Raw genomic sequence first — 13,954 nt, 5'->3', positions numbered from 1 at the left:
CATGCATTATAAAATAGGATATATAGACGAAGATACAAACCAAGTCAAATTATATAGAAGAAAACTTAGGGACTTTGGTTTTGAAGTCGTTGGCTATGATTTTCATAAAGGAATAACAATTGAAGAATTAATGGAACAAGTGTATAATTCAGACATTGATTTACTGATGATTGACTTTCGTCTGAATGAGAGCAATATCGTTCCTTTCAATGGTGATGCTGTTGAGCGTGAGATTTATGAGAAAAAGCCTTTGTTTCCTCATATAATCTTCACTAATAAAGCAGACCAGGCAGAACCCGAAGTTGATGATTTAAAAATAATTTTTGACAAGGAAGTCGTATTTCCATCCGATGATGAAAGTGAAAATCCACAGACCAGACGCTTTATTGATACACTTACAAAAAGTATTGAACAATATAAACGTCATATTTCTAAAAGAAAAGATATTATCTCGGAATTATTAGAAAAAGAACAAAACGTTACATTGAGTACTGAAGAAAAAAACTTGTTATTGTCAACTCAAAGAGAGCTTTTAAGTCTTGATACATTACGAATTTCAGAAGTTCCAGAAAGCTTAACGTCAGTTGACAGTTTAGATAAAATTGCTAAAGCAAGGCAGGATGCAGAAGCTTATATTAAATCATTATTACAAAAAGGAAGTGATGAACGTAAGGGATAATTTACCACAAAGAAGGCCAAACCCTACTAAAAATCCGACTGGCAATAATTGGTCAAAACACAAACCTGATTTAAGAGAGGATTTTCATAAACATTGTGCTTATTGTGGTTCTTATGATGGATTTAGTCATACTTGGTTTGAAGTAGATCATTATGTTCCAAAATCCCTTTTTGTAAAAACGGGAAATATAGGATTATGCCAATATGATAATTTGGTATACTCTTGTAAGTTTTGCAATAATGTAAAACTTAGTAAATGGCCATCTAATGATGAAACAATACCAATTATTGATGATAAAGGATTTGTGAATCCTTGTAGTATTGATTACGACACCCACCTATATAGAACAAATAAAGGTAGTATTAGATGGAAAACAGATTTAGGCAAATGGATGGTTGAAATTGGTTTTAAGTTTGATGAAAGAGACTATTGTGTTAAACTATTATGGGAGCTAAATCAATTGAGGAAAGCTTTCGAGTTTTTAGTTGAAGAAGCAAATAAATATGACATCAATAGTGTTGAATACAATAACATAACAGCCCAAGCAAAAGACAGCGCATATTATTATTGTCTTTACCGTAATGAATTAGATGAATATTACAAGACAATGTAATTAATGAAGAATATATTTAAATATCTTGAATCATACTCTCCAATTCCAGAAGAAGTGGATAAGCTCATTGTGTCTGCTTTTATTGAACTCAATGATTTACAGGTAATAAGCAATAGGTTTCTCAAAAGCTATTCAATCTCAAAGCGAAAATCAGCAAAAAGAAAAAAGCTGTTACAGTTTATTGAGATTGTACGAAGTGAAATAGAAACTTTTGATATCGAAAAACTCATTGAACTATTTGAGTTTGTTATTTCTCCCTCAGATAGAATAATTAATGGAGCAATATATACCCCTTCGAACATTAGAGAATATATTATTGAGCAAGCTTTTCGAAGAGAAGGCTATAATATCGCAAATGCTAAAATAGCAGATATTGCTTGTGGTTGCTCGGGATTTTTATATACTGCATCCAAAGAATTAAGAAGAAGAACAGGCAATAGCTACGAATATATTTTTCAAAATCAGATTTTCGGCTTAGATATTCAAGTATACTCGGTGATACGTAGTAAATTATTACTAAGTTTATTAGCATTATCTGAAGGAGAGGATGTAGAAGAGTTTCATTTTAATATACATCAAGGAGATGCATTAACTTTTATTTGGAATGAACATTATGCTGATTTTAATGGATTTCAAATTATAGTAGGAAACCCGCCTTATGTGTGTGCAAGAAACTTGGAAGATACAGTAAAAGAGAATCTGAAAAATTGGGCTGTATGTTCTTCTGGAAATCCAGACCTTTATATCCCTTTCTTTCAAATTGGTTTCGAAAACTTGGCAGAAAAAGGCATTCTTGGATACATTACAATGAATACTTTTTTCAAAAGCCTAAACGGTAGAGCATTAAGGAACTATTTTGAAGAAAACAAAACTACTATAAGGATTATTGATTTTGGGACACTTCAGATTTTTAAATCTAAAAGCACTTACACCTGTATTTGTTTTCTTGAAAATTCACAACAAAATTATATCGAATATTATAAATCGACTCAAAAAGAAGTACCGACCAATAGAAATCAATACAGTAGAATCAACTATCAAAATCTTGATGCAAAAAAAGGTTGGAATTTAAACGACAATGTGATTATTTCCCGAATTGAAGCAACAGGAACGCCTTTCGGAGAAAAATACAAAACAAGACACGGTATTGCTACATTGAAAAATGACATTTACATTTTTAAACCAGTAGCTGAGGATGATGATTATTTTTATCTCCAAAATGGAAGTCTATATCCAATTGAGAAAGGAATATGCAAAGATATTTTGAACTCAAATAAATTAAGTAGAGATATTAATTTTGATACAGTAGTTGAAAAGGTGTTATTTCCATACAATGACGAGGTAAAGCCAAAAGCACTTGATGAAGATTTTTTGAGGGAAAAGTTTCCAAGAGCTTTCGAGTATCTGCAGGTAAAAAAGAAAATTTTAGCAGGAAGAGATAAAGGTAAAGGTAAATACGAAAAATGGTTTGCTTTTGGAAGAACTCAGTCTTTAGAAAAGGTTGGTAATAAATTATTTTTTCCAAAGTTTTCAGACAAAATTCCAAGTTACTTAATCAGCAATGATGATGATTTATTGTTTTACAATGGTCAGGCAATCATAGGGCATTCAGAAGATGAAATGTTATTAATTAAAAAGATTTTAGAATCACGTTTATTTTGGTATTATATCAAAACGACAAGCAAACCCTATTCGTCTGAATATTATTCTTTAAATGGAACTTATATCAAGAATTTTGGTATTCCTGATTTTACTGAAGATGATATTGATTTTCTAATCAATGAACCTAATCAAAATATTATTGATGCTTTCTTGGAAGATTATTATGATGTGCAATTAAACGAGGAATTAATTCCTAGATAATCTAAATATGTGAAATGGAGGAAGACATACATAGTCACAACAGAGAAAAGTACGAAAGTCTGAGTGAAGATGATTTTTTTAATAGAACAGAATACTCTCTTTTGTTAGAATATGCTTTAACTGATGGATATAAGGAATATTCAAAACAAGATACAAAGAGTAACAACGGCTTAATCACTACAGTAACGAGTGTTGTTCAAGGTTTTTTTGTTGATGATAATAGAACAAGAGCTATTATTAGTGATGTTGCAAACCTGCAACTGATTCCTGAAAAAATTTCAAATCAAATACAAAATCTTATTCTGATAGACCATATTTATGAAGGCTATGAATATTTACTTGTAAAAAGCAGAGACAAAATTTTCACTTTCAATATTCAACTTTATTTTAGTATTAAAGAGTTAGTTCGGTTGATGGACTTGTATGTAAGTTGTAAAATTGAAAAGTTCTTAACTAATAAAGACGGGACACTTTTAGTTTTGGACACTGGTCAAACAAAGTTCTTAATTTCTGGTATGCTTACAACAGAAACACAGGAAATTGAACGTGCTGTATTAACTTCAAAATTGGAGGAGGCTAAACCTTTTTTTGAATTTAAAGCGATTAAAAAAGTTGATTGGTCAAAATTAAAAGACAACAAAGGAGATTATTTTGAAAAACTAACGGAAACATTATTGCCCTTAGAGCCAAATCTTACTGATATTAAGTCAATAGGAAAAACTAATGCCTCAGATAGGGGGAGAGATTTTCTAGTTGTAGAAAAAAGTTTTGACACTTTTGGCAATCCATTCGAAAAAAAATGGTTAGTACAATGTAAATTTTCAGAAAAAAGTATTTCTCCAAAAACAATTCCTGATTGGGTCAACAGGACAGTTGAACACCAAGCTGATGGTTATTGGTTAATTACAAATAATGACCTCACACCTGATTTATTCGACCAATTAAATGATGTTCCAAAGAACAAGCATTATAAATTTGAGACAAGAATGTGGCAGAGAAATACATTTGATATAAAATTAGCTACGAGACCAGAAGTATTTGTTACTGGACTCTATTTCGACTAAATAATTAATAAATCGATGAAAACGACTGTGTATTGAATTAATTTATTTACTTAATTTATTTGTTTACATAATATTCGTAACTTTGATGTGGCTATTATTGGTTTGTGGAGATTTACCCCTTATTTGTCCCTCAATGGCGATAAATAACTGATAGTAAAGCTTTTCGAAGTTTTGTATTGGGAAATAGAACAAATTATTAAAAACTAGAAATGCACACGCTTCAGATTATGATACACTGGTACTACTGGGAGGTGTCAACAATCCTGATCAGTTAAGAACCAATGAAGAAGCGATTTTCTTTGTTAAATTTTTTTTTTGAAGACCTTCCCGCTTTTAATTCAAAACCGGTAAAAGACACAAATAAAGGGAAGCACTAAGAACTCTAAAAGTATCCTTTATCAAAAATAACTTATATGTAGCAGCCTTTTTAAGGCTGCTGTTTAATATAGTAATGCAAAATTATAAGTCGGTTGGAATAAAATTACTTCAGCCTATACCGTAAACAAAATAAATTTTAAGCATCTTTAAATGCATATTCATCATATACAATATTGATCAGATTATCAGCATGGATATTCCGTGAAAAAATAGGATAATGAAACCGGTCCAGCTTATTAAGAATCCGTATAAGATCCATTTTTTCATTGTGGTTGAGATTTCCTGTAACAATATTTGTGGCCTGACGTATTTTCTCCATTTGTTTTTCAAGAATCAGCAGTCCTCGGTCAGAAATACGGATTAATTTACTGCGTTTATCTAAATCCGAATCTGTCTGTTCGATAAGCCCTTGACGAAGCAGCCTTGCAATGATAAGCATACCTACCGGTTTATCATGAATATTTTTCTTAATGAGTGCCATCTTGCTCATCTCTCCGAAAGCCTTCAGGTTGATCAAATAGATAAAATCTTCCTGAGTAGAAAATTCAGAATCTGAAATTGCAGATTTTGAGTAGGTTTTCGCATAACGGTTAAGATGCACAAGCAATGTACTTATTGCACTTTCCGGTGTTCTTCCATTTTCTTTTCCTTCCCAATACGGCTCTTCACTATTCTCTGCCTGTTCCACATTTTCCTTATCTGAAATCCATCTTTTCAGCCCCTGAATAGTGACGGGATAAGAATTCGGATACAAATCTATATCTGATTCAAATTGCTCAAGCAGCGTCATAAAGTCTTTGATAAGAGTAAAATTCATTTCATTTAAAATAGTTTACAAATATACCTTATTTTATATTAATATAAAGTACTCAAGCAGATACCTATTATAAAATATTAAAAATCAAATATTTAAGTATTCTTTATTTCATAATCGAGTTTACTTTTCAACAAAAAACAATAAGGATAAGATGTATTGTAAATAATTAAAAAAGTAGATGATAAATAAACTAAAATAATCTCTGATAAAAAAAGGCCAGAACTTTAAAAGTTCTGGCCTTTCATTATTAAACTACCATTAATTGGTCTTTTTATTCCACTCTGCTTTTACATCTTCAGCAGCATCTTTAGTTTTTTCCCAGGCATCATCTGCCTTATCTTTTATATCCTCCCATGCATCAGATATGTTGGATTTTACCCTTTCTAACCAGTCTTCCTGGGAAGCTTCCTGATCATTATTCCTTTTTTCATTGATATAATCTTTTGCTTTATCAGCTAATTCACTCACCTTCCATTTTGCATCATTGGCTGCATTCTTTAAAGTGTTTTCCGTTTCGTTAACTGTATTTTCCGCTTTGTTGTAATCTGAATTATTCATAATGTAATATTTAAGTATTTGGTATATAAATAAACAATGTCTGTGCCTAAAAAATAATTATTATGTTAAAATATTCTTAAAATAATTTGACAATTATCCCCGTACCGTTTAAATTCTCTGTAACAGCTTGAATACTATATTTTTGTAAAAGCCAGAAGGAATTATATTCAATATTTATTTTTCAAATGGACTTATTTTATCCTGATTTACCCAGATAAGTTTAGAAGTATCATAGCCAATTTCGCGGGCTTTACTGATAAATTGCTCCTTAATATTCTCAGGAATTGTTTTTTCTCTTGAAAGTATCCATAAATAGTCTAAATCTTTTCCGGCAACCAATGCATACTTGTAGTCTTCCAGTCCCACAACATTGTATCCTGCGTAGAAAGGTCCGAAAAAACTCACCTTTAAGGCGGCTGTTTTCTTATCTCCTCTGAATTTGGCCGTACCATCCACCGATACCCATTTGTTCTTTTTAAAATTAAAGCCACTGTTGACCACTTTTACGCTGCCATCTTTATTCAGGCTGTATTGAGCCATGGCATTGTCCAGGTCTTTTTCAAACCGATAATCAAATCTTGCAATTTCATACCAGGTTCCCAAATACCTGTTGACGTCAAAATTTTTAACAGCTTCTGCTTTTTCAGGCATAGAAGAACAACCTATCAGAACACTCAATAGTGTACAGGTTAGGAAGAATTTAAAAAATGTTTTATTTTTCATTTTTAGTTAATTTTTTAAAGAAATAAATATTAAGTAAGAACTGACTGTATCCATAGACAGCATCTTCAACAGGAATGGTCGTCATTCTTATTCCCATGAAATCATCGGGGTTATAATTAACAACAGGAGAAGGAATCACAGATCCCGTCAGTATTCCGTTTACAGCAAAAAAACCAGGCATCAAAATAAAGTAGACAAAACCTGCCCTCCCAATCCATTCTTTTTTAGCCACAAAATGCAGATAACAAAGTGTGAGTATTGTTACAACCACAGTCAGCAGAGTATATATTTTCTCATAAAAGAGAAGTCCTGTCACCGCAAGAACAATAACAGCCGTAAAGACAATCAGATTATTAAAAAGATCAGCCCATTCCAGGTTAAAAAACTTTTCGAGGCAATAGTAAGTAAAAACACAGGCAAAAGGAATACAGTAAAAAAACAACCATTCCTCTACTGGAAGTCCTGCAATTTTAACTCCCAAAGTATAATGCACATCAAACCACCACACCCCCATTTTGGTAAACCAGATATCCCACAAAATAAAGGGAACGGCTACAATGGTGGACGACAAAAGGAAAGTTCCGAAATGCTTATTAAATTGTATTCTCCTGTCAAAAGATGCCAAAAAGCAAATAATGACAGTGAAAAAATTAATCAGGATATAGGTATATGACATCATTTTTTATTAAAATACATTTTAAAATATTTAAAGGGTACCCAAAGAAAACCGAAACACTCCCCTTCTTCTTTTCCGAGATGCTTATGGTGTTGTTTATGGGCACGCCGTATAGCAAGAAAGTAGGGATTTTTTGTTTTTGTAAAGATCTTTGCTCTTTGGTGGATAAAGATATCATGCACAAAAAAATAACCCATTCCATAAAGGCTTATTCCCAAGCCGATAAAAAACCAGCAGCTGAATTCCTGCTTTACTCCAAGATATAATAATGCTATGGCAGGGCTCGCAAAAATGAAAAAGAAAAGGTCGTTTCTTTCAAGTTTTCCCTCATTGCTATGATCATGGTGATCCCGATGCAGAGACCACAGAAAGCCATGCATAATATATCTGTGGATAAGCCATGTAGCACCTTCCATAGAAATAAAAACAGTCAAAACGATCAGGAAATTCATATTACTTTTTTTTGCTGTTAAAAAGATCATCCAGCACTTTGTATCTGAAATTGAAAATACTATTCAGTTTTTCTTTTACAAATAAATAGTGCGCTATCCTTCCTAAAAACCCTAAAGGGAGCTGATAATCTACGGTATCTTTCATTAATACTCCATTTTCATTCGGGATAAACTCGTGAAAATGATTCCAGTATTGATAGGGCCCTTCTTTCTGGAAATCGGTAAAGCTTTTATATTCATCCACGTGACTGATTATCGTTTTCCAACCCATAGAAATCCCTAATAAAGGTGAAAAACGATACTTAATTTCCATTCCTTCAAAAACAGGTTCTTCAGGAGCTGAAAGAATTGTAAAATTCATACTTTCCGGTGTTATTTCAGATAAATTATGAGGGGATGAAAAAAAATTCCATGCTGTCTCAATATCGCAGTTCAACTGCTGTTCTCTATATAATCGGTATACCATTTCTCTTTTTTAACAGTTAATTTTAACAGGTTATCTTTTACCCTATTGGCTTTATGTTATAAATAAGCAGATTTATAGCGGATGTAACTTTTGAATGCAACAAATATTTTTTGTGAATTGGCAATCCTGATCCTGTTTTGTAAAATATGATGGGAGGTTGTTCTTTTTATTTTTTCAAACAGCAGCACATAGTACCTGTATGCCAGATAAACTCCAAACATAGAAGAGCCCGGTAGTTTTTTAATCCCTTTTAAAGCTTCTTTAAATTCTTCTTCGATATCCTTCTCTATCATAGCTTTCACAGAATTATCAAAAACAGACATATCCAAAGATGGAAAATAAGTACGTCCCAGAATCTGATAATCATCTTTCAGGTCCCGCAAAAAATTAACTTTTTGAAAGGCAGATCCCAGCTTCATGGCAAATGGTTTAAGTTCTTCAAATTGCTGCTTGTCACCGCCTGTAAATATCTGCAGGCACATCAACCCCACCACTTCTGCAGAACCGTAGATATATTCATTATACAGTTCTGAATTATAATCGATGGCATGAAGATCCATTTCCATACTGTGCAGAAACTGATTAATAAGCTGGATATCTATATTATATTGGCGAACCGTTTCCTGAAATGAATGTAAAATAGGATTAAGCGATATACCATCTTCCAATGCACTGTAAGTTTCGGCCTTTAACCTCATCAAAAGTTTTTCCTGATCATACCCCTGAAAACTATCCACAATTTCATCGGCAAGACGTACATACCCATAAATAGCATAAATAGCAGGTCTTACGGAAGGCTTTAATGCTAATATCCCTAATGAAAAACTGGTGCTGTATTTCTTTGTAGTATGTTTACTTACATCATAAGACAAATCATCAAACAATTTTTTCATATTATTTTATTTTTAGTTTATTAACTTCTGCAGCTACGATCTTTCCAGAAATCACGGATGGTGGTACACCTGGTCCGGGAACAGTCAACTGCCCCGTATAAAAAAGATTTCCAATCTTTTTATTTCTTATTTTAGGTTTTAAGACAGCCGTTTGTGATAAGGTGTTGGATAATCCATAGGCATTTCCCTCGTACGCATTATAATCTGAAATAAAATCACTTACACAATAGCTTTTTTTATATTCAATTCTCGAGATAAGATGGCTGGCTCCCGTATGTTTTTCAACTCTCTCAAGCATCTCCTTCAGGTATTTTTCCCGGGTAGATTCGTCATCGTATATTCCCGGCGCAAGAGGCAGCAGCAAGAAAAGATTCTCACATTCTTCAGGGGCCACATCGGGGTCTGTTTTTGATGGGCAGCACAAATAAAAAAGTGATTTGGCAGGCCATTTCTTATTTTTATAAATACAGTCTATATGATCATCAAGTTCATTTTCAAAGAATAAGGTATGGTGCTTTAAATGAGGAATTTTCCCTTTGATTCCAAGATAATAGATCAGACAGGAAGGCGCAAATGTTTTAGCTTTCCAATAGGCGTTATTGTAATTCCTGAGAGATTTTGGAATTAATGTTTCCGTATGATGATAATCTGATGAAGCAATAACTGCATCAAAATCATGGTCTTCACCATCTATCCTGACGGAAACCACTTTACCATTTTCTGTATTGATCTTCTCAACGTCATGATTAAAATGGAAAACAGCACCCTGCTTCTCTGCCACCTTCTGCATAGCAAGAACAAGCTGATAAAATCCTCCCATGGGATAATGGGTTCCCAATACATAGCCCCCATAATTCATTAAACTATAAAGAGCCGGAATATTCTGAGGGGAGGCACCAAGGAATATAACAGGAAATTCCATCAGAGATCTTAGTTTCGGGTCAGAAAAATAGCCTGAAACATATTTTCGGAAATTACTGAGGAGATCAAGCTTCAGCGCACTGCCTGCTATTTTTAGGGATGCAAATTCCAACCAGTTGTAACATGGCTTGGTAACAAATTCTTTCATGCCTACCTCATATTTAAATTTGGCAGACTTCATAAATTTATCATATTGCTCACCTGCTCCGTTTTCTATTGTTTCAAATAGCGCCCTAATTTCAGCGTTCTTCCGGGGAACAGACACTTTTTCTTTTGAAAAAACCATCTCAAACTGAGGATCAAGAGAAACCAGGGTAAAGAAATCCTCAACTTTCATATCAAAATCACGAAAAAAGTCTTCAATAATATCAGGCATCCAATACCAGCTTGGGCCCATATCAAAGACATATCCATTTTCTGTTTTAAATTGTCTTGCTCTTCCGCCAGGTTGATTATGTTTTTCAAACACATGCACTTCATCTCCTGATTTCGCAGCATATGCCGCGGCCGAGAGCCCTGAAAACCCAGACCCTATAACCGCTATTTTCCTCCTTAAATTTCCACTGCCCATTGCCATTTTTTTAATAGTTTTGAAAGACGTTTTTTAGTATCAGATCAGTTCAGCTTTTTGTACGCACTATCCAATAAATGTGTTGTTTCCAGATTCATATGATACACAGAATGATGAAAATCATCTAACTTGGTAAGTATGGCGATGAGCAGCATTTGCTCAGAATGAGTAAGGTCTCCTATTACAATTCTGGAAGCTTTACGGATTTTATCCATATGCCTATCAAGTATATCCAACCCCTTTTTCGTTATCTGAATATGTTTTGTTCTTTTGTCTTTTTCGGAAACAGCCTGTTCTACCCAGCCATTATGGATCAGGCGATTAATAATGAGTATACCTGCCGGTTTTTCATGTACATTATGCCTTATCAATTCCATTTTCGACATAGGCCCTGTCGATTTAAGACTTATAAGATAAATAAAGTCATCCTGGCTTGAGAAAGCAGAATTATGGATTGCAGATCTGGAATAAGATTTCGCATACCTGCTCATTCTTACAAGCAAAGTATTGATGATGCTATCAGGACTTCTTCCCATCTCCTTCCCTATCCAGTCAGATTCTTCAGATCCCGATACCTCAGCTTGAGAAGCATTAATCCATTCTATAAAACCATGAAGATCATCGTTATAGTTAGATCTACCCTCATTTTCTTCCATAAATTGCTGAACAAGTTCTACAACCGCTTTTATAAGATCATAATTCATATCATGAAAATTAGTATACAAATATACATATAAAACAATAATAAAGTTTATAAATATACTTAATTATTGTTTTAATTCTATCATTCAACTCATTAATAGTTTAATAATGAACTAATAGATGTTAAAGCTGTACGAATATCTGTGTGTTTAAATATGGAGGAATTGCGGTCAGAATAAAGCCAGAACACTTTGAGAAGGTTCTGTAGTAAAAGGTATACAACGAAGAAATTGAAAAAAAACATTGAAAATGGATCTCCAATGTAAAAGCCTAAACTTCTACTCAAATTCACGATACTTTCATACTCTCCTGACCGCTTATGATCAAAGAAGCCTCTTTCTTATTAGCACGTTGAATAAGAAAAAAGGAAAGCTATTTTTAAAGGAAAATATAAGATTTTAGAGAGGAATTAAAATTTTATGACATAAAAACTATTGATCGATTGATGAAATCATTATTTATATGGGATGTATTTTTCACTTAGATTTTAATGTTTATCAGTTTCCAAAATTCACAAAATGCGGAACCTCTGTCGCAAAACTGTTCATTGGTAAAAGATTATTTCGGTTGCTGTTAAAATCAAAGACTGAATTATTATCAAAAGGAACACGGGGATAATAGGTAAAAGAAATCTGAATCCTGTTGAAAACCAGAAACGGATTATTAATTAAGACACCAACTCCTATTTTAGTGTTCATTTTTGTATTGAGCAATTTATCATCCGGCATCCCCAGCCATCCTGCAGCCATTGTTAGATAAGGACTGAAATGGAAATTTTTCCAGGTCTTATTGATAAACAGCTGAAGCTGATATCTTAAAACCAGTTTTTTAGTTCCAATATAATCCGAGTTGTACACCGGAAATTCATCTGCAGAAGAAAGATTGATACGGTCTATATAAGAATAATTATGCTGTGGATTTCCTAACGCCAGAGTCGGAGAAAAGAAATGTCTCACTTTGGCAAATTTCCAGTCCATGAGATTGGTAAAATAAGTACCATCCAGGCGGAATGACTCACGATTTTGGCTGTCCTCATTAAAGAATCTTCCGAACTGAGCTTTCACAGTGAAATATCCAAGGCGTGTAAAATCCCCATAAGATGCAGAAATCCCCACATAAGGCTTCACATTACTGCTTCTTGATAAAGCTCCACCGATAATATTCACCGAATTACCATAGGCAACATCTTCCGGCAGATCATATTGAAAAATATTCTTTTGAACTGAAAAGTTCCTGCGGATAAATCCTACAGACATCAGAAAACTGTTGTAAGACTTGAAATACTTGTACTGGTCGATTCCCGGGCTGTCTTTATACTGGTAGTTTTGAACCCTTCCTATGATGGCAATATTACTGGATACTTTTTCGCTTGCACCAGAGGAAAGAGGAATCTGATAACCACCCCATAAATCCTGGCTGTACGCTTTGATCTGAACTTCAGGATAAGTAGTATCTGTTTCTATCGGAAGTAAAACATTTCGCTTAAAATATTCGAAGGTAAACCCACCTGCCCATTTCGTAAGGGGTGAAAAGAAGTCTCTTCGGACATTGAAATTAATTCTTTCATTCCTCAAAAAATCACGTTCCCCAAGAAGCTGGGCATTGATATAAGAACCGAAAAGATTATATGCGGTATAACTTCCCTGAACATAATTTTGTCTTTCTTTGGAATCATTTCTATAAAGGAAATCAAATGTGTGACCCAACCCCAATACATTTTCTTCAGTAACGCCCAATCCAATTTTGCTTCCAGAATAACTGACTCTCGGTTTCAGACTCCAGGAATCAAGAACTCTTACAACCACATCAATGGAATCTTTACTGGAAGTACTGTCGGAAACACTGATATTAACTCTGTTTACAAAAGGCATTGTTCTAAGCAAACGTTCGGATTCGTAGAGTTTCTGAGCATTGTATTGTTCACCTTCCTCAAAAAGCAAATAATTATTCACCGTAGAATTTTTTGTTTTGGAGTGAAGATGATCTGTCAGCCAGTCGTACCACTTCAATCTTTCTTTATTATCTTTTGAACTGTATCCGAAAGGGTCAATGGTTTCTATCCGGATTTTTCTGATATATTTTTTGTTATAGGTTTCCTGCGACAGTTTTTCAGTCCGGGACTTAACGGAAGTAGAATCCGCCTCTCTTCGGAATATGAGGCGGTGAATAAATTTGGTAACTTTTCTTTGATCTGAAAATTCTTCTATTTTATAATAAAGCGAATCCTTTTTTTCCTGTGCCTTTAAAGAGAAAAAACCAATTAAAAAGAAAATTAAAACGATAGCTGACTTGTTCATTAATAATCAAAATTCAATAAGGTTTGTATCATCAATTTATAAGCCAATAAGGGCTTAGCAGATGATAATATATTTTTAATGTGAAAAAATAAATGTAAGCAAATTTTTAAGTTGATTAGTTTAAAAACGCAGACTATTACCCATAAACAGCAAGCTTTTAGAATTTTATAAACAAAAATCTGTGAAAATTTTAGAATCCGCCGGAAATACAAACATCGATTTGATAAAACAAAAATAAATGTCTCAATATTGAGACATTTATCGTAAATTTGAGGCAATTA

General features: G+C 33.4%; 14 protein-coding genes and 1 pseudogene. 5 read left to right on the top strand and 10 right to left on the bottom strand.

Going from position 1 to position 13,954, the window contains the following annotated elements; genetic code table 11:
- Position 1: 1 nt before the first annotated feature.
- From C1634_RS05180 to C1634_RS26500, 5 genes and pseudogenes are all read left to right on the top strand, one after another.
- Positions 2–679 carry a response regulator gene (locus C1634_RS05180; protein ID WP_165835261.1) on the top strand — a complete coding sequence of 226 codons (678 nt, stop codon included), beginning with the start codon at positions 2–4 and terminating at the stop codon, positions 677–679.
- Positions 663–1,292, top strand: a complete 630-nt coding sequence (locus C1634_RS05175) for an HNH endonuclease (RefSeq protein WP_165835260.1) — start codon at positions 663–665, stop codon at positions 1,290–1,292. Before C1634_RS05180 ends, C1634_RS05175 begins: the two co-directional genes overlap by 17 nt.
- Before the next feature lie 3 nt (positions 1,293–1,295).
- Positions 1,296–3,155 (top strand): Eco57I restriction-modification methylase domain-containing protein, encoded by a 1,860-nt coding sequence (locus C1634_RS05170; protein WP_103233821.1) that lies wholly within the window; start codon positions 1,296–1,298, stop codon positions 3,153–3,155.
- 14 nt (positions 3,156–3,169) lie between these two features.
- Positions 3,170–4,219, top strand: a complete 1,050-nt coding sequence (locus C1634_RS05165; protein ID WP_103233822.1) for a restriction endonuclease — start codon at positions 3,170–3,172, stop codon at positions 4,217–4,219.
- A gap of 220 nt (positions 4,220–4,439) precedes the next feature.
- Positions 4,440–4,538: pseudogene (locus C1634_RS26500) on the top strand (protease); the annotation flags it as partial.
- Between the two features lie 195 nt (positions 4,539–4,733).
- On the opposite strand, the gene C1634_RS05155 reads toward C1634_RS26500, so the two are convergent.
- The 10 genes from C1634_RS05155 to C1634_RS05110 all read right to left on the bottom strand — a co-directional run bounded on the left by C1634_RS05155 (position 4,734) and on the right by C1634_RS05110 (position 13,673).
- Positions 4,734–5,414, bottom strand: coding sequence for a MarR family winged helix-turn-helix transcriptional regulator (locus C1634_RS05155; protein ID WP_109737989.1), 681 nt, complete (start codon positions 5,412–5,414; stop codon positions 4,734–4,736).
- A gap of 258 nt (positions 5,415–5,672) precedes the next feature.
- Positions 5,673–5,972, bottom strand: a complete 300-nt coding sequence (locus C1634_RS05150; protein ID WP_103233824.1) for a hypothetical protein — start codon at positions 5,970–5,972, stop codon at positions 5,673–5,675.
- A 174-nt stretch (positions 5,973–6,146) separates the two neighbouring features.
- Positions 6,147–6,695 carry a lipocalin family protein gene (locus tag C1634_RS05145; RefSeq protein ID WP_109737988.1) on the bottom strand — a complete coding sequence of 183 codons (549 nt, stop codon included), beginning with the start codon at positions 6,693–6,695 and terminating at the stop codon, positions 6,147–6,149.
- The gene (locus C1634_RS05140; protein ID WP_109737987.1) at positions 6,685–7,374 is read right to left on the bottom strand and encodes a lycopene cyclase domain-containing protein; all 690 of its coding nucleotides are present in this window, start codon (positions 7,372–7,374) and stop codon (positions 6,685–6,687) included. The genes C1634_RS05145 and C1634_RS05140 overlap by 11 nt, the downstream gene beginning before the upstream one ends.
- Complete coding sequence (locus C1634_RS05135; protein WP_103235140.1) at positions 7,371–7,823, bottom strand: sterol desaturase family protein; 453 nt, start codon at positions 7,821–7,823, stop codon at positions 7,371–7,373. The genes C1634_RS05140 and C1634_RS05135 overlap by 4 nt, the downstream gene beginning before the upstream one ends.
- A 1-nt stretch (position 7,824) precedes the next feature.
- Complete coding sequence (locus tag C1634_RS05130; RefSeq protein WP_103235137.1) at positions 7,825–8,289, bottom strand: SRPBCC family protein; 465 nt, start codon at positions 8,287–8,289, stop codon at positions 7,825–7,827.
- Between the two features lie 56 nt (positions 8,290–8,345).
- On the bottom strand, positions 8,346–9,182 hold the full coding sequence (locus tag C1634_RS05125; protein WP_103235138.1) for a phytoene/squalene synthase family protein: 837 nt from the start codon (positions 9,180–9,182) through the stop codon (positions 8,346–8,348).
- 1 nt (position 9,183) lies between these two features.
- Positions 9,184–10,674: a phytoene desaturase family protein gene (locus C1634_RS05120; RefSeq protein WP_103235141.1), complete on the bottom strand. Its 1,491-nt coding sequence runs from the start codon at positions 10,672–10,674 to the stop codon at positions 9,184–9,186.
- A gap of 44 nt (positions 10,675–10,718) precedes the next feature.
- The gene (locus C1634_RS05115; protein ID WP_103235139.1) at positions 10,719–11,378 is read right to left on the bottom strand and encodes a MarR family winged helix-turn-helix transcriptional regulator; all 660 of its coding nucleotides are present in this window, start codon (positions 11,376–11,378) and stop codon (positions 10,719–10,721) included.
- Between the two features lie 495 nt (positions 11,379–11,873).
- Positions 11,874–13,673, bottom strand: coding sequence for a BamA/TamA family outer membrane protein (locus tag C1634_RS05110; protein ID WP_109737986.1), 1,800 nt, complete (start codon positions 13,671–13,673; stop codon positions 11,874–11,876).
- Positions 13,674–13,954 lie beyond the last annotated feature (281 nt).

This window comes from Chryseobacterium viscerum, assembly GCF_002899945.2.
In the GTDB taxonomy this organism is placed as follows: Bacteria; Bacteroidota; Bacteroidia; order Flavobacteriales; family Weeksellaceae; genus Chryseobacterium; species Chryseobacterium viscerum.
The sequence above is the reverse complement of the archived record's forward strand: the minus strand, read 5'-3'. Positions and strand labels throughout refer to the sequence as shown.